Source organism: Bifidobacterium biavatii DSM 23969 (assembly GCF_000741165.1).
Taxonomy (GTDB): domain Bacteria; phylum Actinomycetota; class Actinomycetes; order Actinomycetales; family Bifidobacteriaceae; genus Bifidobacterium; species Bifidobacterium biavatii.
This window is the reverse complement of sequence record NZ_JGYN01000031.1, coordinates 12,084-31,459: the sequence shown is the minus strand read 5'-3', so window position 1 is coordinate 31,459 and position 19,376 is coordinate 12,084. Positions and strand designations below refer to the sequence as shown.

General features: G+C 62.8%; 30 protein-coding genes. 29 read left to right on the top strand and 1 reads right to left on the bottom strand.

Annotated elements, in window-relative coordinates:
* Positions 1–520, bottom strand: a 520-nt coding sequence (locus BBIA_RS11120) for a winged helix-turn-helix domain-containing protein (protein ID WP_035138398.1), incomplete at its 3' end; no start/stop codon positions are given.
* 413 nt (positions 521–933) lie between these two features.
* On the opposite strand from BBIA_RS11120, the gene adhE reads away from it, so the two are divergent.
* From adhE to rpsM, 29 genes are all read left to right on the top strand, one after another.
* Positions 934–3,666: a bifunctional acetaldehyde-CoA/alcohol dehydrogenase gene (gene adhE / locus BBIA_RS11115; RefSeq protein ID WP_033493900.1), complete on the top strand. Its 2,733-nt coding sequence runs from the start codon at positions 934–936 to the stop codon at positions 3,664–3,666.
* Positions 3,667–3,899: 233 nt separating this feature from the next.
* Positions 3,900–4,934, top strand: coding sequence for a YwiC-like family protein (locus tag BBIA_RS11110; protein WP_051924016.1), 1,035 nt, complete (start codon positions 3,900–3,902; stop codon positions 4,932–4,934).
* Positions 4,935–5,040: 106 nt separating this feature from the next.
* Positions 5,041–5,808: an acetolactate decarboxylase gene (gene budA / locus BBIA_RS11105; protein WP_033493902.1), complete on the top strand. Its 768-nt coding sequence runs from the start codon at positions 5,041–5,043 to the stop codon at positions 5,806–5,808.
* 380 nt (positions 5,809–6,188) lie between these two features.
* Positions 6,189–6,497 (top strand): 30S ribosomal protein S10, encoded by a 309-nt coding sequence (rpsJ, locus tag BBIA_RS11100; RefSeq protein WP_003808013.1) that lies wholly within the window; start codon positions 6,189–6,191, stop codon positions 6,495–6,497.
* 17 nt (positions 6,498–6,514) lie between these two features.
* On the top strand, positions 6,515–7,162 hold the full coding sequence (gene rplC / locus BBIA_RS11095) for a 50S ribosomal protein L3 (RefSeq protein WP_033493904.1): 648 nt from the start codon (positions 6,515–6,517) through the stop codon (positions 7,160–7,162).
* A 14-nt stretch (positions 7,163–7,176) separates the two neighbouring features.
* Entirely contained in the window at positions 7,177–7,842 is a 666-nt protein-coding gene (gene rplD, locus BBIA_RS11090; protein WP_033493906.1) for a 50S ribosomal protein L4, read from the top strand.
* A gap of 5 nt (positions 7,843–7,847) precedes the next feature.
* Positions 7,848–8,144, top strand: a complete 297-nt coding sequence (gene rplW, locus BBIA_RS11085) for a 50S ribosomal protein L23 (RefSeq protein WP_033493908.1) — start codon at positions 7,848–7,850, stop codon at positions 8,142–8,144.
* A 36-nt stretch (positions 8,145–8,180) separates the two neighbouring features.
* Positions 8,181–9,011, top strand: a complete 831-nt coding sequence (gene rplB, locus BBIA_RS11080) for a 50S ribosomal protein L2 (RefSeq protein WP_033493910.1) — start codon at positions 8,181–8,183, stop codon at positions 9,009–9,011.
* Between the two features lie 15 nt (positions 9,012–9,026).
* Positions 9,027–9,305 (top strand): 30S ribosomal protein S19, encoded by a 279-nt coding sequence (gene rpsS / locus BBIA_RS11075; RefSeq protein ID WP_003814508.1) that lies wholly within the window; start codon positions 9,027–9,029, stop codon positions 9,303–9,305.
* A gap of 17 nt (positions 9,306–9,322) precedes the next feature.
* The gene (gene rplV, locus BBIA_RS11070; RefSeq protein ID WP_033493913.1) at positions 9,323–9,682 is read left to right on the top strand and encodes a 50S ribosomal protein L22; all 360 of its coding nucleotides are present in this window, start codon (positions 9,323–9,325) and stop codon (positions 9,680–9,682) included.
* 2 nt (positions 9,683–9,684) lie between these two features.
* Complete coding sequence (rpsC, locus tag BBIA_RS11065) at positions 9,685–10,497, top strand: 30S ribosomal protein S3 (protein ID WP_033493915.1); 813 nt, start codon at positions 9,685–9,687, stop codon at positions 10,495–10,497.
* Between the two features lie 4 nt (positions 10,498–10,501).
* Positions 10,502–10,921 carry a 50S ribosomal protein L16 gene (gene rplP / locus BBIA_RS11060; RefSeq protein WP_033493917.1) on the top strand — a complete coding sequence of 140 codons (420 nt, stop codon included), beginning with the start codon at positions 10,502–10,504 and terminating at the stop codon, positions 10,919–10,921.
* Positions 10,921–11,178 carry a 50S ribosomal protein L29 gene (gene rpmC, locus BBIA_RS11055; RefSeq protein ID WP_033493919.1) on the top strand — a complete coding sequence of 86 codons (258 nt, stop codon included), beginning with the start codon at positions 10,921–10,923 and terminating at the stop codon, positions 11,176–11,178. The genes rplP and rpmC overlap by 1 nt, the downstream gene beginning before the upstream one ends.
* Positions 11,178–11,438 carry a 30S ribosomal protein S17 gene (rpsQ, locus tag BBIA_RS11050; RefSeq protein ID WP_033493921.1) on the top strand — a complete coding sequence of 87 codons (261 nt, stop codon included), beginning with the start codon at positions 11,178–11,180 and terminating at the stop codon, positions 11,436–11,438. Before rpmC ends, rpsQ begins: the two co-directional genes overlap by 1 nt.
* Before the next feature lie 91 nt (positions 11,439–11,529).
* The gene (gene rplN / locus BBIA_RS11045; RefSeq protein WP_033493923.1) at positions 11,530–11,898 is read left to right on the top strand and encodes a 50S ribosomal protein L14; all 369 of its coding nucleotides are present in this window, start codon (positions 11,530–11,532) and stop codon (positions 11,896–11,898) included.
* Position 11,899: 1 nt separating this feature from the next.
* Positions 11,900–12,235, top strand: coding sequence for a 50S ribosomal protein L24 (rplX, locus tag BBIA_RS11040; protein ID WP_033493925.1), 336 nt, complete (start codon positions 11,900–11,902; stop codon positions 12,233–12,235).
* Complete coding sequence (gene rplE / locus BBIA_RS11035) at positions 12,232–12,804, top strand: 50S ribosomal protein L5 (RefSeq protein ID WP_033493927.1); 573 nt, start codon at positions 12,232–12,234, stop codon at positions 12,802–12,804. Before rplX ends, rplE begins: the two co-directional genes overlap by 4 nt.
* 1 nt (position 12,805) lies before the next feature.
* Positions 12,806–12,991, top strand: a complete 186-nt coding sequence (locus tag BBIA_RS11030; RefSeq protein ID WP_033493929.1) for a type Z 30S ribosomal protein S14 — start codon at positions 12,806–12,808, stop codon at positions 12,989–12,991.
* A gap of 90 nt (positions 12,992–13,081) precedes the next feature.
* Complete coding sequence (gene rpsH, locus BBIA_RS11025) at positions 13,082–13,480, top strand: 30S ribosomal protein S8 (protein ID WP_033493930.1); 399 nt, start codon at positions 13,082–13,084, stop codon at positions 13,478–13,480.
* Positions 13,481–13,497: 17 nt separating this feature from the next.
* Positions 13,498–14,037: a 50S ribosomal protein L6 gene (rplF, locus tag BBIA_RS11020; protein ID WP_035138394.1), complete on the top strand. Its 540-nt coding sequence runs from the start codon at positions 13,498–13,500 to the stop codon at positions 14,035–14,037.
* A gap of 1 nt (position 14,038) precedes the next feature.
* Positions 14,039–14,410 carry a 50S ribosomal protein L18 gene (rplR, locus tag BBIA_RS11015; RefSeq protein WP_033493934.1) on the top strand — a complete coding sequence of 124 codons (372 nt, stop codon included), beginning with the start codon at positions 14,039–14,041 and terminating at the stop codon, positions 14,408–14,410.
* Complete coding sequence (gene rpsE / locus BBIA_RS11010; RefSeq protein ID WP_035138392.1) at positions 14,407–15,141, top strand: 30S ribosomal protein S5; 735 nt, start codon at positions 14,407–14,409, stop codon at positions 15,139–15,141. Before rplR ends, rpsE begins: the two co-directional genes overlap by 4 nt.
* Before the next feature lie 3 nt (positions 15,142–15,144).
* Positions 15,145–15,327, top strand: coding sequence for a 50S ribosomal protein L30 (gene rpmD, locus BBIA_RS11005; protein WP_033493939.1), 183 nt, complete (start codon positions 15,145–15,147; stop codon positions 15,325–15,327).
* 2 nt (positions 15,328–15,329) lie between these two features.
* Positions 15,330–15,788 (top strand): 50S ribosomal protein L15, encoded by a 459-nt coding sequence (rplO, locus tag BBIA_RS11000; protein ID WP_033493941.1) that lies wholly within the window; start codon positions 15,330–15,332, stop codon positions 15,786–15,788.
* A 299-nt stretch (positions 15,789–16,087) separates the two neighbouring features.
* Positions 16,088–17,422, top strand: coding sequence for a preprotein translocase subunit SecY (gene secY, locus BBIA_RS10995; protein WP_033493943.1), 1,335 nt, complete (start codon positions 16,088–16,090; stop codon positions 17,420–17,422).
* Between the two features lie 111 nt (positions 17,423–17,533).
* Positions 17,534–18,097, top strand: a complete 564-nt coding sequence (locus BBIA_RS10990) for an adenylate kinase (RefSeq protein ID WP_033493945.1) — start codon at positions 17,534–17,536, stop codon at positions 18,095–18,097.
* A gap of 345 nt (positions 18,098–18,442) precedes the next feature.
* Complete coding sequence (gene infA / locus BBIA_RS10985) at positions 18,443–18,661, top strand: translation initiation factor IF-1 (protein WP_006295254.1); 219 nt, start codon at positions 18,443–18,445, stop codon at positions 18,659–18,661.
* Positions 18,662–18,682: 21 nt separating this feature from the next.
* Complete coding sequence (rpmJ, locus tag BBIA_RS13940; RefSeq protein ID WP_003814578.1) at positions 18,683–18,796, top strand: 50S ribosomal protein L36; 114 nt, start codon at positions 18,683–18,685, stop codon at positions 18,794–18,796.
* A gap of 149 nt (positions 18,797–18,945) precedes the next feature.
* Positions 18,946–19,323 (top strand): 30S ribosomal protein S13, encoded by a 378-nt coding sequence (gene rpsM / locus BBIA_RS10980; protein WP_033493947.1) that lies wholly within the window; start codon positions 18,946–18,948, stop codon positions 19,321–19,323.
* Positions 19,324–19,376: the final 53 nt, after the last annotated feature.

Here is a 19,376-nt window from a genome sequence, read left to right as displayed (position 1 = left end):
TGCTGCGCGCGCAGACCGCGACGCCGATCACGGCGTCGTCCGTGGTGCCGGCCGTTGCTCCGGCCGCGGCGTCCGCGAATTCGTCGGCTATGCCGGCGATGCGCTGCCAGTAGGCCGCATTGTTGCGGTAAGGAATCGTGCGATTGAGCTGCGCGACGATGTCGCCGTACAGGTCGACGGCCAGCAGCGTCGCCTCCGTCGGCCCCGACGAGACGCCGACCGCGATGCGATGGCGCGGATTGAACGCGTACGGCACGGCCTTGCGCCCGCCGGTGGACGCCTGCGGGTCGCCGGGGACGACGATGCCCTCGCGCTCGAGTTCGCGCAGATGCTGCGTGACGGTGGGCAGACTGAGGCCGAGTTCGCTCGCGAGCCGTTGTTTGGCGGCCTGACGGTGCTGATGGAGATGATGCAGGATCGCGGCGCTGGTGCGGTCGCGCGGGGCTGGCGCGGGTACTGGCTCGGCGGTTGGCGTTATGCCGGAGCTGTCGTTCGGTGACTGGGCTGGAAGTGTGGTCATGTGTCGTCCTCGGTGACGTGGCTGAGGCCGGGATTGCCGGCTTTTAGAAAGGTATTTTATAGAAGATTGCCAGGTTGGACAACTTTTAGAAAGGGTATTTTTAGAAGTTGCTTGGCGAGAATGTGTTGAAACGTGTGAGGAGTGCGGAAAAAGTGAACAAAAAGTATCAAAAAGGGCTGTTTTGAGCGACTGAACACCCTAAAACAAACAATATCTTGCAAAAATCGATCATAACATGACATGAAACGCCGTCGATTGTGTGCGTATGCAGAGCCTTGCGGCGTCCGGTACATTGTGACCTAGGCCACAAAACAATGATGCTTTGGCAACGCTTTGGCAACGTGTTGTGGCGCAACGACAGCCGCCCCGAACGGGCGGAACCGGAATTTGCATCAGCAAGTCGAGGAGGATTCATGGCAGACGCAAAGCAGGCTGAGGCCCCCACCAAGCCGACCCCCGAGGAGAAGCAGGCCGCGGCCGAGGCTGAGGTCGACGCCCTCGTCAAGAAGGGACTTAAGGCCCTCACCGAATTCGAAAAGCTCGATCAGAAGCAGGTTGACCGCATCGTCGCCAAGGCTTCCATCGCGGCGCTCAACAAGCACCTCGTGCTCGCGAAGATGGCCGTCGACGAGACCGGCCGCGGCCTTGTGGAAGACAAGGCCACCAAGAACATCTTCGCCTGCGAGCACGTCACCAACTACCTGGCCGGCCAGAAGACCGTCGGTATCATCCGCGAAGACGACGTCATGGGCATCGACGAGATCGCCGAGCCGGTCGGCGTGGTCGCCGGCGTCACCCCGGTCACCAACCCGACCTCCACCACCATCTTCAAGTCGCTCATCGCGCTCAAGACCCGCTGCCCGATCATCTTCGGCTTCCACCCGTTCGCGCAGCAGTGCTCCGCCGAGGCGGCCCGCATCGTGCGCGACGCGGCCATCGAGGCCGGCGCCCCGGCCGACTGCATCCAGTGGATCGAGCACCCGTCCATCGAGGCCACCGGCGCGCTCATGAAGCACCCCGGCGTCGCGACGATCCTCGCCACCGGCGGCCCAGGCATGGTCAAGGCCGCATACTCCTCCGGCAAGCCGGCCCTCGGCGTCGGCGCCGGCAATGCGCCGGCCTACGTCGACAAGGACGTGGACGTCATCCGCGCCGCGAACGACCTGATCCTGTCCAAGCACTTCGACTACGGCATGATCTGCGCCACCGAGCAGGCCATCATCGCCCACAAGGACGTTTACGCGCCGCTCGTCAAGGAGCTCAAGCGCCGCAAGGCATACTTCGTCAACGACGAGGAGAAGGCCAAGCTCGAGCAGTACATGTTCGGCTGCACCGCGTTCTCCGGCGGCACCCCGAAGCTCAATTCCGTGGTGCCGGGCAAGTCCCCGCAGTACATCGCCAAGGCCGCCGGCTTCGAAATCCCGGACGACGCGACCATCATCGCCGCCGAGTGCAAGGAAGTCTCCGACAACGAGCCGCTCACCCACGAGAAGCTCGCCCCGGTGCACGCCGTCCTCAAGGCCGACAATAAGGAGCAGGCGTTCGAGATGTGCGAGGCCATGCTCAAGCTCGGCGCCGGCCACACCGCCGCCATCCACACCAACAACGAGGCGCTCGTGCGCGAATACGGCCTGCGTATGCACGCCTGCCGCATCATCTGGAACTCCCCGAGCTCGCTCGGCGGCGTCGGCGACATCTACAACGCCATCGCCCCGTCACTCACCCTCGGCTGCGGCTCCTACGGCGGCAACTCGGTGTCCGGCAACGTGCAGGCGGTCAACCTGCTCAACATCAAGCGCATCGCTCGGAGGAACAACAACATGCAGTGGTTCAAGATCCCGGCCAAGACCTACTTCGAGCCGAACGCCATCAAGTACCTGCGTGACATGTTCGGCATCGAAAAGGCCGTCATCGTGTGCGACAAGGTCATGGAGCAGCTCGGCATCGTCGACAAGATCATCGACCAGCTGCGCGCCCGTTCCAACCGCGTCACCTTCCGCATCATCGACTACGTCGAGCCGGAGCCGTCCGTCGAGACCGTCGAAAAGGGCGCCGAGATGATGCGCGAGGAGTTTGAGCCGGACACGATCATCGCGGTCGGCGGCGGCTCCCCGATGGACGCGGCTAAGATCATGTGGCTGCTTTACGAGCACCCGGAAATCTCCTTCTCCGACGTGCGCGAGAAGTTCTTCGACATCCGCAAGCGCGCGTTCAAGATCCCGCCGCTGGGCGAGAAGGCCAAGCTCGTGTGCATCCCGACCTCGTCCGGCACCGGTTCGGAAGTGACGCCGTTCGCCGTCATCACCGACCACAAGACCGGCTACAAGTACCCGATCACCGATTACGCGCTCACCCCGTCCGTCGCCATCGTCGACCCGGTGCTGGCCCGCACCCAGCCGCGCAAACTCGCCTCCGACGCCGGCTTCGACGCGCTGACCCACTCGTTCGAGGCGTACGTGTCCGTGTACGCGAACGACTTCACCGACGGCATGGCGCTGCACGCAGCCAAGCTCATCTGGGACAACCTGGCCGAGTCCGTCAACGGCGAGCCGGGCCTGGAGAAGACCAAGGCGCAGGAGAAGATGCACAACGCCGCCACCATGGCCGGCATGGCGTTCGGCTCCGCGTTCCTCGGCATGTGCCACGGCATGGCCCACACCATCGGCGCGCTGTGCCACGTCGCCCACGGCCGCACCAACTCCATCCTCCTGCCGTACGTGATCCGCTACAACGGCCAGGTGCCGGAGGAGCCGACCTCGTGGCCGAAGTACAACAAGTACGTCGCCGACGAGCGTTACCGCGACATCGCCGTCAACCTCGGCATCGACCCGGGCAAGACCCCGGCCGAAGCCGTCGAGAACCTGGCCCGCGCGGTGGAGGACTACCGCGACAACAAGCTCGGCATGAACAAGAGCTTCCAGGATTGCGGTGTCGACGAGGACTACTTCTGGAGCGTGCTCGACCAGATCGGCATGCGCGCCTACGAGGACCAGTGCGCCCCCGCGAACCCGCGCATCCCGCAGATCGAGGACATGAAGGACATCGCCATCGCCGCCTACTACGGCGTGCCGCAGGCTGAAGGCCACCGTCTGCGCGTCGAGCGCGAAGGCGAGGCCGCCACGGAGGAAGCCTCCGAGCGCGTCTGAGCCGTCGGCTAGCTCCGGTCAGGTCTGACTCAGGAGATAAGCGTTGAGGGAGTCCATCCACTTGGATGGACTCCCTTTTGTCATAGTTTGTCATAGCCGCGGTGTGATGACTTCTGTTCTTCGGAGCATGGACGTCCGTGATAAACCCCGAACAGCGATGCCGGTACGGACGACGCGCCGGGAGGGATGGAAGGATATTGCCGGGAGCGGGAAGGATGCCTTACCGTGGGGGAATGCCGAAAACCTCAAGAACCGCAACCTTTACGACTCGCAACGCCAGCTACGGCGGCGGATCGCGCCGCGGAGGATCCTCCACGCGCCCGGTCCTGCGCGACTGGATACCGGACCAGCCGGGCGCGTGGGTCATGGCCATGCTGCCAGCGTTGTCCGGCGTGGCGATCGGCGGAGCCACCGTCAACACCATCTGGATGCTGGCCGCATGGGCGCTGTGCTATTGCGTGCAGTTCACGGCGGCCCGCTGGATCAAGTCCCGCTTCTCCCGCCGGTACGCGAAACAAGTCCTTATATATACAGTGCTGCTGTTCGCCGTCGGACTGCCGTTCCTGAACGTCAATCCCGGCGTGCTGCGCTGGGCCCCGTACTTCGCCGCGCTGGCGGCCATATCGTTCGCAGCCGCCTATCTGCGCCGGGAGCGGAGCCTGTGGGGCAACGGCGCGGCCGTGCTCGCCTCGTCGTCCATGCCGACGGTCATCGCGTCGTTCGGCGATCCGGCCAAACTGTCCGACGGATGCGCCGTCCCGACGGCGCTCACGAACGGCCTGATCTCGCACGCCGACTGCGTGCGGTACGTCGAGCACGGCGCCGCGCTGTTCCGCGGACAGCTGCCGACGCCGGAGACCTGGTGGTCGACGTACGCGCTGCCGTCCGCCGGCCTTGCCGCGTCGCTGCTGTTCGCACTGACCCAGTTCGGTTCGGTCCTGTTCGTCAAAACGATGATCCGCGAACGCGGCAACCGCCGATACCTGCGCGCGTCGTGGGGCTGGCATGGGATGCTGCTGGCCCTGTGCGCCGGCGCGTGGCTGTTCGCCGATCCGTCCGGCCGGCTTGCGTGGCTGCGCGGCGGCTGGTCGGACCCGTCGTCGTTCGATTGGAAGGGATGCATGATGACGGTCGTCGCCGCGTGCCTGCTGCTGCGCGCGATCGTACTGCCGATCGTCGCGAAGAACCGTCGTCTCAAGCCGATCGCGGTCGGCATGACCGAGCTGTCGTCCAATCTGCTCGTGTTCGCCGCGTCCGTCGCGTTCTGACCGGACAGCGAGGGCGACGGCCGATCGCGGTCTGTGACGCGAGTCACGGTCGGTGTCGTGAGACGTTGGTTGAAGACGCTGCGTACGGGCTTTTATCGTACGTAGCGTGACACAATCGCGCGGATCCCAGATCAAACCCATTACCGAACATCATGCGAACCAGCTGTATCAGCACGGTACGCTCGCGCTGCTCGTCCCTGGACTGCTGGAAGGCACGACGACGATCGGCGAGCTGCTCACGCACGGCGACACCGGCATCGGCACGGGGGAGGGGCTCGACGGAGAGCTCATCATTCTTGATGGCGTCGCGTACAAGGTGGGTTCCAGCGGTGTGGTCGAGCGCGTGCCGGACGATTTCACGATGCCGTTCGCGAATGTGCATCATGCGGCGTTCCAATACCAGTGCGAGCGTGCGGACATCGGCCTTGAGGAGCTCAACAGGCGCATCGTGGAGGCGAATGGTCGTGCGAACACGTTCTTTTCGGTGATCGTGCGCGGCACGTTCAGTTTCATGAAGACGCGCGCCGTGATCAAGCAGCAGGCCCCGTACCCGACATTGGTGGAGGTCGCCGACCGTCAGGCGACGTTCCTGCGGCATGACGTGAAGGGCACGCTGCTGGGATACTTTTCGCCGGTGATGTTCCATGGGGCGGCCGTGGCCGGATTCCACGAGCATTTTCTGTCCGATGACCGCACGTTCGGCGGGCATGTGCTTGATGCGGTGCTTGATCACGGCAAGATCTACAGTCAGGTGTTCGATACGCTGGTCCAGCATCTGCCGGTCGACGATCCCGGATACCGCAACCACGATTTCTCCCATGATCCGATCGCTGAAGCCATTACCGCCGCCGAAGGCGACAAGCCTGGCGACTGACATCGAGGCGCGACTCGTCCACGGCGCCGTAAGCAAACAGTTCGGTGGACTGTTTGTAGGCGACGCCGAAGTGCGGCAGCGCTGAGGTAGGAATACAGGGTGAGGGCGTGACGCGCGGAGCGCGACACGCCCGAACTCCTTTAGGCCATGCCTAGTGCTTTAATAAACAAGTTGCCTGATTTAGGGCTCGCAAATTGGAATCAAAAAAGCGAGCGCGGAACGGGAAGTCACGCGAGTGAGGACTCGAATGCCGCGCACTGATGTGGTTTGGCCACAGAAGACGCCTCGTAAGAGGTGTGTTCTGCTGCGGCCAGGTCCGCCGGTGCCCTTGGAAGCAGGCTGGTAAACAGTACACGAATCGCTAGAAAGGGCGGACGGCAATGGCGGGACAGAAAATCCGCATCAGGCTTAAGTCCTATGACCATGAGGTCATCGACCAATCGGCGAAGAAGATCGTCGAAACGGTGACGAACGCGGGCGCAACTGTGGTTGGCCCGGTTCCGCTCCCGACCGAGAAGAACGTCTTTGTTGTTATTCGTTCTCCTCACAAGTACAAGGATTCTCGCGAGCACTTCGAGATGCGCACTCATAAGCGCCTCATCGACATCGTGGACCCGACCCCCAAGGCCGTGGACTCCCTGATGCATATTGATCTGCCCGCGGATGTCAACATCGAGATCAAGCTGTAAGGGAGGAGGGAACCACTATGACTTCGCAGAGAGGTAGCCACAAGGCTCTGCTGGGCAAGAAGCTCGGCATGACTCAGGTCTGGGACGAGAACGGTTTCTTTGTCCCCGTCACCCTCGTTGACGTTTCCACCAACGTGGTGACCGCCGTCAAGTCCGATGAGACCGACGGTTACAAGGCTGTCCAGATCGGCTACGGCCAGATCGATCCGACCAAGGTGACCAAGCCGCTCGCCGGCCACTTCGCCAAGGCTGGCGTGACCCCGCGCCGCCACCTCGTCGAGGTGCGCACCGAGGACGCCGCCGAGTACGAGCCGGGCCAGGAGCTGTCCATCGACTTCTTCCCGGAGGGTTCCGAGGTCGACGTCACCGGCACCACCAAGGGCAAGGGCTTCGCCGGTACCATCAAGCGCTGGGGCTTCAAGTCCTACCGCCGTTCCCACGGTTCTCACAAGAACGAGCGTCGCCCCGGTTCTGTCGGCGCGTGCGCCACTCCGAGCCGTATCCTCAAGGGCAAGCGCATGGCCGGCCGCATGGGTCACGTGACCGCGACCGTCCAGGGCCTTACCGTCGTCTCCGCGGATGCCGAGAACAGCATCCTCGCCATCAAGGGCGCCGTTCCGGGCCCGAAGGGCAGCATCGTTCTCGTCCGCACGGCCGTGAAGTAAGGGGAGTCTGAATTATGGCAAACGTTACTCTGAACGTGTCCGACGCCCAGGGCCAGAACACCGGCACCGTTGAGGTTCCGGGCGAGATCTTCGGCCACACCGCTGAAGAGGTCCAGTCCCGCGTCCCGCTGATCCACCAGGTTGTCGTGGCTCAGCTCGCTGCCGCCCGCGCCGGCACCCACGCCACCAAGACTCGTGGCATGGTTTCCGGTGGTGGCAAGAAGCCGTGGAAGCAGAAGGGCACCGGTCGTGCCCGTCAGGGCTCCATCCGCGCCCCGCAGTGGTACCACGGCGGCACCGTGTTCGGTCCGCAGCCGCGCGACTACTCGCAGCGTACCCCGAAGAAGATGAAGGCCGCCGCCCTGCGCTACGTGCTTTCCGATCGCGCCAACGCCGGCCGCGTCGCCGTTGTGGACTTCGGCATCACCGATACCCCGTCCACCAAGACCGCCGTCGCCGCGCTGACCCCGATCACCGAGAACAAGTTCACCACGGTGGTGTTCTCCCGCGAAAACATCAACGAGTGGCTGTCGGTCCGCAACATCCCGACCGTTCACCCGATTTTCGCCGATCAGCTCAACACCTACGATGTGGTCACGGCTCAGTACGTCGTCTTCACGAAGGAAGGCCTTGACGCTTTCCTCGCTGGCAAGACCGAGCCGGCCGTCAAGGAGGCCTGATTTAGATGGTCGCTATTCACAAGCCCGCACACGACGTCATCCTGAAGCCCGTCGTTTCCGAGAAGAGCTACGCCCTGTCCGATCGTGGCCAGTACACCTTCGTGGTGGCCCCGAACGCGAACAAGGTGCAGATCAAGCAGGCTATCGAAGAGATCTTCAAGGTGAAGGTGACGAACGTCAACACCCTCAACCGCGCTGGCAAGAAGCAGCGCACCCGCTTCGGTTTCGGCCAGCGCGTCAACCAGAAGCGCGCGATCGTTACCGTCGCCGAGGGCCAGACGATCGACATCTTCGGCAACTGAAGGCTAGCCGAGAAAAGTTAAAGGAAGAACTATATTATGGCTATCCGCGTTTATAAGCCGACGACTGCAGGCCGTCGCAACGCTTCCGTCTCGGATTTCTCCGAGCTGACGCGCTCCACGCCTGAGAAGTCGCTGGTTCGCAAGCTCACCAAGACCGGCGGCCGCAACTCTTACGGCCGTATGACCTCCCGTCATCGCGGCGGCGGCCACAAGCGTGCCTACCGTCTCATCGACTTCAAGCGTTGGGACAAGGACGGCGTGCCGGCTACGGTCGCTCACATCGAGTACGACCCGAACCGTTCCGCCCGCATTGCGCTGCTGCACTACGCCGACGGCGAGAAGCGCTACATCATCGCTCCGGAAGGCGTCAAGCAGGGCGACCGCATTGAGACCGGCGAGAAGGCCGATATCAAGCCGGGCAACAACCTGCCGCTCAAGAACATCCCGACCGGTACCATCGTGCACGCGATCGAGCTCAAGCCGCTGGGCGGCGCGAAGATCGCCCGTTCCGCCGGTGCCGCCGTTCAGCTCGTCGCCAAGGATGGCGCTTACGCCCAGCTGCGTATGCCGTCCGGCGAAATCCGCAACGTCGACGCCCGCTGCCGCGCGACCGTCGGTGAGGTCGGCAACTCCGACCACGCCAACATTCAGCTCGGTAAGGCTGGCCGCGCCCGCTGGATCGGCAAGCGTCCGTGGACTCGTGGTGAGTCCATGAACCCGGTCGACCACCCGCACGGCGGTCGTACCCGCGGTGGCAAGCCGCCGGTTTCTCCGTGGGGCAAGGGCGAAGTTCGTACTCGCCGTCCGAAGAAGGCTTCGAACAAGATGATTGTTCGTCGTCGTCCGAATGGTAAGAACCGCAAGTAAGGGAGTGTCGAGTAGATGACTCGTAGCATCAAGAAGGGCCCCTTCGTCGACGCCCACCTGCAGAAGAAAGTCGACGAGCAGAACGAGAAGGGCACCAAGAACGTCATCAAGACGTGGTCCCGCCGTTCGATGATCACCCCTGATTTCATCGGACACACGTTCGCTGTTCATGATGGCCGCAAGCACGTCCCGGTGTTCGTCACCGAGGCCATGGTCGGTCACAAGCTCGGTGAGTTCGCCCCGACCAAGACCTTCAAGGGTCATGTGAAGGACGACAAGAAGGCCCGCCGCTAAAGGATAAGGAATAGAACATGGAAGCTAAAGCAATCGCTCGTCACGTCCGCGTGACGCCGCGCAAGGCTCGCCGCATGGTCGACCTCATCCGCGGCAAGCAGGCGACCGAAGCCGTCACCATTCTCAAGTTCGCTCCCCAGGACGCGTCCCTGCCGGTTCGCAAGGTCCTCGAGAGCGCCATCGCGAACGCCCGCGTGAAGGCCGACAAGGCCGGCGAGCCGTTCCGCGAGAACGACCTGGTCATCAAGGAGACCTATGTGGACGAGGGCGTGACGCTCAAGCGTTTCCGCGCTCGTGCCCAGGGCCGTGCCGCTCGTATCAACAAGCGCACCTCCCACATCACGGTCGTCGTTGCTACCAAGGAAGGAGCCCGCTAAAGATGGGTCAGAAGATCAATCCCTTTGGCTACCGTCTGGGCGTCACTGAGAGCCACCGTTCCAAGTGGTTCTCTGATTCCAACAAGCCCGGCGAACGCTACAGCGACTTCGTTCTCGAAGACGACAAGATCCGCAAGGAAATGAACAAGGACCTCGAGCGTGCGGGTGTGTCCCGCATCGTCATCGAGCGTACCCGTGACCGTGTGCGCGTGGACATCCACACCGCTCGTCCGGGCATCGTGATCGGCCGCCGTGGCGCCGAAGCCGAGAAGGTTCGCGCCAAGCTCGAGAAGCTCACCGGCAAGCAGGTCCAGCTCAACATTTTCGAGGTGAAGAACGCCGCTCTGGACGCCCAGCTCGTCGCTCAGGGCATCGCTGAACAGCTGACCAACCGCGTGACCTTCCGTCGCGCGATGCGCAAGGCTCAGCAGGACGCGATGCGCGCCGGCGCCAAGGGCATCCGCATCAAGCTCTCCGGCCGTCTCGGCGGTGCGGAAATGAGCCGTTCCGAGTTCTACCGCGAGGGCCGCGTTCCGCTGCAGACCCTCCGCGCCCTGATCGATTACGGCTTCTTCGAGGCCAAGACCACCTACGGCCGCATCGGCGTCAAGGTGTGGATCTACAAGGGCGATATGACCGAGCGCGAGTTCGAAGAGCAGCAGGCTCAGCAGAACAACAGCCGTCCCGGCCGCCGTGGTGGCGATCGCCGCCCGCGCCGTGGCAACCGTGGTGCTGCCGCCCAGCAGCAGGCCGAGGCCCCGAAGGCCGAGACCGCCGCCGCTGAGGCCCCTGCCGCAACGGAAACGAAGGAGTGAACTGATGCTTATCCCGAAGAGGACTAAGTACCGCAAGCAGCATCGTCCGGTCCGCTCTGGCATGTCCAAGGGCGGCAACGAGATCGCCTTCGGCGATTACGGCATTCAGGCGCTGGCTCCGGCCTACGTCACCAACCGCCAGATCGAGGCGGCTCGTATCGCCATGACCCGTTACATCAAGCGTGGTGGCCGTGTGTGGATCACGATCTTCCCGGATCGCCCGCTGACCAAGAAGCCGCTGGGCACCCGAATGGGTTCCGGTAAGGGTACTCCGGAGTTCTGGATCGCCAACATTCGCCCCGGCCGCGTGATGTTCGAGATCGGTGGCGTCTCCGAGGATGTCGCTCGCGAGGCCCTGCGCCGCGCCATCGACAAGCTCCCGATGAAGTGCCGCGTTATTGCGCGTGAAGGTGGTGATATCTGATGGCAGTCGGTACCGCTGATTATGCAATCAAGAATCTGAACGAGAAGACCAACGAGGAGATCGAAGGTTTCCTCAAGAAGTCCAAGGAAGAGCTGTTCAACCTGCGCTTCCAGCACGCGACTGGTCAGCTCGAGAACACTGCCCGCCTCAAGGCGGTCAAGCACGACATCGCCAGGATGTACACCGTCCTGCGTGAGCGTGAGCTCGGCATCAGCCAGGCGCCCGAGGCATCCGATACGAAAGCTGAGGAGAAGTAATGGCTGAAGAGCGTAACTTCCGCAAGGTTCGTCGCGGTTACGTCGTGTCCGAGGCAATGGACAAGACGATCACCGTCGAGCTCGAGCAGCGTTCGACCCACCCGCTGTACGGCAAGGTCGTTCGTTCCACCAAGAAGGTCAAGGCCCATGATGAACACAACGACGCGCACGTTGGCGACCTCGTGAGTATTATGGAGACTCGGCCCCTGAGCAAGACCAAGCGTTGGCGTCTCGAGAGCATTATCGAGCGCGCCAAGTAACAAGTTCGGCTAGGCTCCGCGAGTCACCCCGCCCATGCTCGTACAGGTGGGCGGGGTGCTTGGGGAGAACCAGCTCGGCTAAGGAGAATCAATGATTCAGCAGGAAACGCGGCTTCATGTCGCCGACAACACGGGTGCGAAGGAACTCCTCTGCATCCGAGTGCTCGGCGGATCGAAGCGACGCTATGCCGGCCTCGGCGACGTGATCGTCGCCTCCGTCAAGGATGCGATCCCTGGCGGGTCGGTCAAGAAGGGCGATGTGGTCAAGGCCGTTGTCGTCCGCACCGTCAAGGAGAGCCGTCGTGTGGATGGCTCCTACATCAAGTTCGACGAGAACGCCGCCGTCATTCTCGGCTCCGGCCGTGAACCGAAGGGCACTCGTATCTTCGGACCGATCGCTCGTGAGCTGCGCGACAAGCGCTTCATGCGCATCGTGTCCCTCGCCCCGGAGGTGATCTGACATGGCAGCCAAGATTAAGAGCGGCGACCTGGTCAAGGTCATCCGCGGCAAGGACAAGGGCAAGGAAGGCAAGGTCACCCGCGTGCTGGCCGACGATCGTCTGATCGTCGAGGGCGTGCAGATCGTCAAGAAGCACGTTCGCGCCACGCAGCAGGGCCAGCAGGCCGGCATCATCTCCGTTGAGGCTCCGATCCATCGCTCCAACGTGATGGTCATCGACCCGGAGACCAAGCAGCCGACCCGCGTTGGCATTGTGGTGAAGGAAGAGGCTCGTGACGGCAAGGTGAAGACCGTGCGCGTGCGCGTCGCCAAGAAGTCCGGAAAGGAGCTGGCATGACCGATGCTACCGTCGAAGCGCCGGCAACTCCGCGCTTGAAGCAGCAGTACAAGGACGTCATCATCCCCGAGCTCGAGAAGGAGTTCAACTACTCCAACCCGATGCAGGTGGCGCGTATCGAGAAGGTCGTCGTCTCCATGGGCGTCGGCGCCGCTGCGCGTGACTCCAAGCTCATCGAAGGCGCCGTCAAGGATCTCACGCTGATCACCGGCCAGAAGCCGAAGATCACGAAGGCCAAGAAGTCCGTCGCGCAGTTCCACCTGCGTGAAGGCCAGGCCATCGGTGCGTACGTCACCCTGCGTGGCGACCGCATGTGGGAGTTCCTGGATCGTCTGCTGACCCTCGCTCTGCCCCGTATCCGCGATTTCCGCGGCATCAACGGCAAGCAGTTCGACGGCCAGGGCAACTACAACTTTGGTCTCACCGAACAGTCCATGTTCCACGAGATCGATCCTGATTCGATCGATCACCAGCGCGGTATGGACATCACCGTGGTGACCTCCACCAAGGACGACAAGGAAGCTTCCGTGCTCCTCAAGCACCTCGGCTTCCCCTTCAAGGAGAACTGATATGGCAAAAACCGCTCTGAAGAACAAGGCGGCCGGCAAGCCGAAGTTCAAGGTTCGCGCCTACACGCGCTGCCAGGTTTGTGGTCGTCCCCACTCCGTCTACCGCAAGTTCGGCCTGTGCCGTGTCTGCCTTCGCGAGAAGGCGCACCGCGGCGAGCTGCCCGGCGTCACGAAGTCCAGTTGGTAAACATCGACGCTGAAGGTCCGCGGCCCGATCGCCTGCTTCGGCAGGCGTGAGGGCGGCGGAAACCATAGCGAGAAAGGGCAACAAGCCCAAATGACAATGACAGATCCTATCGCAGACATGCTTACCCGTCTGCGTAACGCGAGCGCGGCTAAGCACGAGACCGTGGATATGCCGTACTCCAAGTTCAAGAAGAACATCGCCGAGATCCTGAAGCGTGAAGGCTACATCAAGGACTTCACCGCCAAGGAAGCCAAGGTCGGTCAGACTCTTGAGGTCACCCTCAAGTACGGCCCGAACGGCGAGCGTTCCATCCAGGGCATCAAGCGCATTTCCAAGCCGGGCCTGCGTCGCTACGCCAAGTCCGACGCCCTGCCGATGCCGCTCGGCGGCCTCGGCATCGCCATCATCTCGACTTCCTCGGGACTGATGACGCAGAAGGAATGCCTCGACCGTGGCATCGGCGGCGAGATCGTCGCCTACGTGTGGTGAGAAAGGAGAGCTGACACATGGCATCGCATATTGGTAAGCTCCCCGTCGCCATCCCGGCCGGCGTGGAAGTCACGATTGACGGCCAGACCGTGGCCGCCAAGGGCCCGAAGGCACCGACTCCTTCGTCATGCCGGAGGGCATCTCCGCCGTCGTCGAGAACAACGAGGTTGTTCTCACCCCGGCCGATGACCTGCGTCCGACCCGCGCGAAGCACGGGCCTGAGCCGCGCTCTCGTCGCCAGCATCGTCAAGGGCGTCCACGAAGGCTACGCCAAGACCCTGCAGATCGTCGGCACCGGTTACCGCGCCACCCTCAAGGGCAAGAGCATCGAGTTCGCGCTCGGCTACTCCCACACCATCACCGTTAACCCGCCGGAAGGCATCGAGTTCGAGGTTCCGAACGCGAACACGGTGATCGTCAAGGGCACCGACAAGCAGGCCGTCGGCCAGGCTGCGGCTAACATCCGCAAGCTGCGTGCTCCGGAACCCTACAAGGGCAAGGGCATCAAGTACGCTGACGAGCATATCCTGCGCAAGGCTGGAAAGGCTGGTAAGTGATATGAGCGTTCAGATTCTCGGTAAGGGCAAGAAGGTCTCGCTCAAGCGTCGTCACGCCCGCATCCGCAAGCGCATCTCCGGCACCCCGGAAATGCCGCGTCTCGTTGTCTCCCGCTCCAACCGTCACATGGTCGCGCAGATCGTCGACGACACGAAGGGCATCACCCTCGTGTCCGCTTCGACCCTGACCGCCGACTTCGCCGGTTTCGAGGGCACCAAGATCGAAGCCGCCAAGAAGGTCGGCGAGCTGGTGGCCGAGAAGGCCAAGGCCGCGGGCATCGAGGCTGTTGTGTTCGATCGCGGTGGCAACAAGTACACTGGTCGCGTCGCAGCTGTCGCTGAGGGCGCCCGCGAGGGAGGTCTGGCACTGTGAGCGACGAAACTCAGAAGGAAACCCAAGTGGCTGAAGAAACTCAGAACACTGAGGCGGCTGAGACCAACAACAACGAGGACCGCAAGTCCCGTCGTGGCCAGCGCGGCGAAGGCCGTCGCGGTGAGCGTCGCAACCGTCGCGAAGAGAAGCAGGGCGATGAGCTGCTCGACCGCGTGGTGACCATCAACCGTGTCTCCAAGACCCACAAGGGTGGTCGTACGTTCAGCTTCGCCGCCCTCGTGGTGGTCGGTGACGGCAACGGCACCGTCGGCGTCGGCTACGGCAAGTCCCGTGAGGTTCCTGCCGCCATCGCCAAGGGCCAGCTGGATGCCAAGAAGCACATGTTCACCGTTCCGCGCGTCCGCGGCACCGTCACCCACCCGGTGATCGGCCACGACGCCGCCGGCACCGTGCTCCTGCGCCCGGCCGCCCCCGGTACCGGCGTTATCGCCGGTGGCCCGGTCCGCGCCGTCATGGAGTGCGCCGGCATCACCGACATCCTGACCAAGTCGATGGGCTCCGCCACCGCCGTGAACATGGTTCGCGCCACCGTGGCCGCCCTCAAGCAGCTCGAGGATCCGGAAGAGATCGCGGCCCGCCGTGGTCTGGCCCTCAACGAGGTCGCTCCGGACGCCCTCCTGCGCGCCCGCGCCGCCGGCATCGACGAGGCCCGCAAGGCCCGCGAGGAAGCCGCCGCAGCCGCTCAGGCCCAGCAGAAGGATGGTGAGTGATAGATGGCTAACCTGAAGATCACCCTGCATCACGGTCTTGTTAACCGCACGCCCAAGCAGCGCGCCACCGCTCAGACCCTCGGTCTGCGCAAGATCGGCCAGAGCGTTGTCCTCGAGGACAACAAGAGCACTCGTGGCATGATCCTGACGGTGCGCCACCTGGTCACCGTCGAGGAGGTCGACTGATTATGGCTGAAGAAGAAACCACTATCCTGCAGATGCACGATCTGCGTCCGGCTCCGGGCGCCAAGAAGGATCGCATCCGCGTCGGCCGCGGTGAAGGCTCCAAGGGTAAGACCTCGGGCCGTGGCGACAAGGGCACCAAGAAGCGCTACCAGGTTCGCCCGGGCTTCGAAGGTGGCCAGCTGCCGCTGTACATGCGCCTGCCGAAGCTCCGCGGCTTCAAGAGCCCCTTCAAGAAGGAGTTCCAGGTCGTGAACGTTGCCGATCTCGGCAAGCTGTTCCCGAACGGTGGCGAGATCACCGTCGCGGATCTGGTCGCCAAGGGCGCCGTCCGCGCCAACCAGCCCGTCAAGGTCCTCGGCAACGGCGATCTGTCCGTTGCTCTGACCGTCAAGGGCGTCAAGGCCTCCGCTTCGGCCAAGGCCAAGATTGAGGCCGCCGGCGGTTCCGTTTCCGAGGAGTAATCCTTCTCGTTAGGGAAACAACCGCAGTGCGATACGGAAAATGACCCTCGACCGCTTGTGCGGCGAGGGTCATTTTCGTATCGGCCCGCAAACGGCCCGACGATCGGTGCAATAGGGGAGCGCCGGCGAACGGGCGCGTCATCGCAGACGACGCAGAAATCACAGACGACTCCGCAGTGACTCATAATGGACAGTTTCGCCTCCGATACGGGATGGAGGTAGACGCTGTACGCTAGACTCGACGACTAGAGTCTGTCCGGATGGGTGCGCAGGGAGCGCACACAAGGAAAGGAACCCAGGTGAGGACGTTAATCCAGGCCTTCCGTACCAAGGAGCTGAGGAACAAAATCCTGTTTGTTCTCGGCATGATCATCATTTATCGCATCGGCTCGTTCATTCCGACGCCGGGCGTCAAGTATTCGGTCGTTCAGGAGTGCGTCGGCAAGATGCAGACCGCCTCCGAGAACTTCATCGGCCTGGTGAACCTGTTCTCCGGCGGCGCCATGCTCCAGCTGTCTATCTTCGCGCTGGGCGTCATGCCGTACATCACCGCGTCCATCGTCGTGCAGCTGCTGCGCGTCGTGATTCCGCGCTTCGAAGCCCTGCACAAGGAAGGCCAGTCCGGCGAGGCCAAGCTGACCCAGTACACCCGTTACCTGACCATCGGCCTTGCTGTCCTGCAGTCCACCACGATCCTCGTCACCGCCCGTTCCGGCGCGCTGTTCAACTACCAGTGCTCCCAGGTCATTCCGGACGGCTCCGTGTGGAACCTCATCGTCATGGTGCTCATCATGACCGGCGGCACCGGCCTTATCATGTGGATGGCCGAGCTCATCACCGACAAGGGCATCGGTCAGGGCATGTCCATCCTCATCTTCATGTCCATCTGCTCTGGCTTCCTGCCGCAGCTGTGGGAGATCGGCTGGGGCACCAACGGCACCGACGGCGAGTGGTGGAAGTTCGGCGTGGTCGCCGGCGTCCTGCTCGTCATCCTCATCTTCGTCGACTTCGTCGAACTGTGCCAGCGCCGCATCCCGGTCCAGTACACGCGCCGCATGATCGGACGCAAGATGTACGGCGGATCGTCCACCTACCTGCCGCTCAAGATCAACATGTCTGGCGTCATCCCGCCGATCTTCGCGTCCTCGATCCTCGCCATCCCGACGCTCATCGCGCAGTTCGGCAACTCCGACCAGAGCTGGGTCAAGTGGATCAACTCCAACCTCGCCAACACGACGTCCGTGTGGTACATCGTGCTGTACGCGCTTATGATCGTCTTCTTCTGCTTTTTCTACACGGAGATCACGTTCAACCCGGACGAGACCGCCGACAACATGAAGCAGTACGGCGGCTTCATCCCGGGCATCCGCGCCGGCAGCGCCACCAGCCGCTACCTGAGCTACGTGATGAACCGCCTGAACACCGTCGGCGCCGTCTACTTGCTGTTCGTGGCGCTCATCCCGACCGTGCTCATCATGGCGCTCGAGCTCAACACCAAGCTGCCGTTCGGCGGCACCACGATCCTGATCATCGCGGGCGTCGGCCTTGACACGCTGCGTCAGGCCAAGGCCCAGACCGAGCAGTTCCAGTACACCGGCTTCCTGCTCGAGAACGTGGATCATAAGGAAGCGTGACGCCCGCTCGGCAGGCGTCACGCGCGAGGCGGCAAAACAGTCCAGTGGACTGTTTTGCCGCCGGAGCCATCCTTTTCCAAACACCCAACACATCAGCAAAGGAACCAAGACATGCGTCTTCTCATCATGGGCCCGCAGGGCGTCGGCAAGGGCACCCAGGCCGCGCTGCTCGCCGAGCACTTCGGCATCCCGGCGATCTCGACCGGCGACATCTTCCGCTACAACATCAAGAACAAGACCGAGCTCGGCCTTGAGGCCCTCAAGTACACCGACAAGGGCGAGCTGGTCCCGGACGAGCTGACCAACAAGATCGTCAAGGACCGTCTGGCCATGGACGACGCTAAGAACGGCTGGATCCTCGACGGCTACCCGCGCAACGCCTCCCAGGTCGAGGCGCTCGACGCGATGCTCGAAGAGCTCGGCACCCCGCTCGACAAGGTCGTCGCCCTCGACGCCGACCACGACGTGCTCATGGAGCGCATCGCCAAGCGCGCCAAGGAGCAGGGCCGTTCCGACGACACCCCGGAGGCCATCGCTAAGCGCCTTGCCACCTACGCGAAGGAGACCGCGCCGCTGCTCGATATCTATAAGCAGCGTGGTCAGCTCGTCGCCATCGACGGCGTCGGCGAGATTGATGCCATTCAGGCGAACATCGTCAAGGCGCTTGAGGGCTGAGTCCTTTTTCTAGGGAGCGATATCAAAAATGGGCAGCTTGGGAGCTGCCCATTTTTTGTATCCGGTTTTGAAGTGGGTGGGACTGGGACATGGATGGCTGCTCCGTTGTTGGACGGTCCACTGGACTGGTCAGGTTGTGTGGTGTGGTGTGGTGTGGTGGGACTTGGGATAAGGATGGCTCCGTCGCCGAACAGTCCACTGGACTGTTCGGCTCCTCGCGCCGCGGCCGCCTGCTGAGCGGGCGGCCGCGGCGTGTCGTAATCCCGACGTTCGTGTATATTATTCCGTTGGTGTGTTTTCGGACACGTCAACGGTAATTGTCCCAAGGAACGGATCACGAGGCTCATGGCAAAAGACGGTGTGATTGAAGTCGAAGGTCAGGTAGTGGAAGCGCTGCCGAACGCGATGTTTCGCGTCCAGCTCGAGAACAAGCACATCGTGCTCGCCACGATTTCCGGCAAGATGCGTAAGAACTACATCCGCATTCTGCCGCAGGATCGCGTGGTGCTCGAAATGAGCCCGTACGATCTGAACCGCGGACGTATTACGTACCGCTACAAGTAAAGGTACAAGCAAAGGAAAACCATGAAGGTCAGCCCTAGTGTCAAGCGAATCTGCGAAAACTGCCGCGTGATTCGTCGTCACGGCCGCGTCATGGTGATCTGCACCAACCCCCGCCACAAGCAGCGTCAGGGCTGAGAGCAGATTCCAGCGGCACAAATGGAATACAGGCGCTGAGTCACAGGCGAGGTTCTCCCGAGAGCCACGTCTGAACCCCGGGTACGCAGGCCCGGGCCGGGAAACCGGACGACTCGGTGCACGACCTGCGGAGTATAGAAGGAATCGCAATGGCACGTCTTGCCGGAGTCGACATCCCCAATGAGAAGCGCATTGAGATCGCCCTCACCTACATTTTCGGTGTGGGCCGCACCCGTGCGAAGGAAACGCTTGCCGCGACCGGTATCAACCCGGATATCCGCGTCAAGGATCTGACGGATGAGCAGCTGATCACGCTGCGTGACTATCTCGAGGCCAACTACAAGATCGAGGGCGATCTGCGTCGTGAAATCGATGCGGACATCCGTCGTAAGATCCAGATCAACTGCTACCAGGGCATCCGCCATCGTCGCGGCCTGCCTGTTCGTGGCCAGCGCACCAAGACCAACGCCCGTACCCGCAAGGGCCCGAAGCGCACGGTTGCCGGAAAGAAGAAGGCCACCAAGTAATAGGGTGGCTTGACCCGGGCCACGGGAACCCGCCGCGGATCCCATCGTCCGGG

Bases quoted from the DNA above. Each gene is read 5' to 3' on its own strand.
- rplX (WP_033493925.1), top strand. From the start codon at position 11,900: ATGGCAGCCAAGATTAAGAGCGGCGACCTGGTCAAGGTCATCCGCGGC.
- rpsH (WP_033493930.1), top strand. From the start codon at position 13,082: ATGACAATGACAGATCCTATCGCAGACATGCTTACCCGTCTGCGTAAC.
- rpsM (WP_033493947.1), top strand. From the start codon at position 18,946: ATGGCACGTCTTGCCGGAGTCGACATCCCCAATGAGAAGCGCATTGAG.
- rplR (WP_033493934.1), top strand. From the start codon at position 14,039: ATGAGCGTTCAGATTCTCGGTAAGGGCAAGAAGGTCTCGCTCAAGCGT.
- infA (WP_006295254.1), top strand. From the start codon at position 18,443: ATGGCAAAAGACGGTGTGATTGAAGTCGAAGGTCAGGTAGTGGAAGCG.
- rplN (WP_033493923.1), top strand. From the start codon at position 11,530: ATGATTCAGCAGGAAACGCGGCTTCATGTCGCCGACAACACGGGTGCG.
- adhE (WP_033493900.1), top strand. From the start codon at position 934: ATGGCAGACGCAAAGCAGGCTGAGGCCCCCACCAAGCCGACCCCCGAG.
- rplE (WP_033493927.1), top strand. From the start codon at position 12,232: ATGACCGATGCTACCGTCGAAGCGCCGGCAACTCCGCGCTTGAAGCAG.
- rplF (WP_035138394.1), top strand. From the start codon at position 13,498: ATGGCATCGCATATTGGTAAGCTCCCCGTCGCCATCCCGGCCGGCGTG.
- rpmD (WP_033493939.1), top strand. From the start codon at position 15,145: ATGGCTAACCTGAAGATCACCCTGCATCACGGTCTTGTTAACCGCACG.
- rpsJ (WP_003808013.1), top strand. From the start codon at position 6,189: ATGGCGGGACAGAAAATCCGCATCAGGCTTAAGTCCTATGACCATGAG.
- BBIA_RS11110 (WP_051924016.1), top strand. From the start codon at position 3,900: ATGCCGAAAACCTCAAGAACCGCAACCTTTACGACTCGCAACGCCAGC.
- rpsS (WP_003814508.1), top strand. From the start codon at position 9,027: ATGACTCGTAGCATCAAGAAGGGCCCCTTCGTCGACGCCCACCTGCAG.
- rplP (WP_033493917.1), top strand. From the start codon at position 10,502: ATGCTTATCCCGAAGAGGACTAAGTACCGCAAGCAGCATCGTCCGGTC.
- BBIA_RS11030 (WP_033493929.1), top strand. From the start codon at position 12,806: ATGGCAAAAACCGCTCTGAAGAACAAGGCGGCCGGCAAGCCGAAGTTC.
- rpsC (WP_033493915.1), top strand. From the start codon at position 9,685: ATGGGTCAGAAGATCAATCCCTTTGGCTACCGTCTGGGCGTCACTGAG.
- BBIA_RS10990 (WP_033493945.1), top strand. From the start codon at position 17,534: ATGCGTCTTCTCATCATGGGCCCGCAGGGCGTCGGCAAGGGCACCCAG.
- rplW (WP_033493908.1), top strand. From the start codon at position 7,848: ATGGTCGCTATTCACAAGCCCGCACACGACGTCATCCTGAAGCCCGTC.
- rpmJ (WP_003814578.1), top strand. From the start codon at position 18,683: ATGAAGGTCAGCCCTAGTGTCAAGCGAATCTGCGAAAACTGCCGCGTG.
- rplV (WP_033493913.1), top strand. From the start codon at position 9,323: ATGGAAGCTAAAGCAATCGCTCGTCACGTCCGCGTGACGCCGCGCAAG.
- rpsQ (WP_033493921.1), top strand. From the start codon at position 11,178: ATGGCTGAAGAGCGTAACTTCCGCAAGGTTCGTCGCGGTTACGTCGTG.
- rplC (WP_033493904.1), top strand. From the start codon at position 6,515: ATGACTTCGCAGAGAGGTAGCCACAAGGCTCTGCTGGGCAAGAAGCTC.
- rpmC (WP_033493919.1), top strand. From the start codon at position 10,921: ATGGCAGTCGGTACCGCTGATTATGCAATCAAGAATCTGAACGAGAAG.
- rplO (WP_033493941.1), top strand. From the start codon at position 15,330: ATGGCTGAAGAAGAAACCACTATCCTGCAGATGCACGATCTGCGTCCG.
- rplB (WP_033493910.1), top strand. From the start codon at position 8,181: ATGGCTATCCGCGTTTATAAGCCGACGACTGCAGGCCGTCGCAACGCT.
- rplD (WP_033493906.1), top strand. From the start codon at position 7,177: ATGGCAAACGTTACTCTGAACGTGTCCGACGCCCAGGGCCAGAACACC.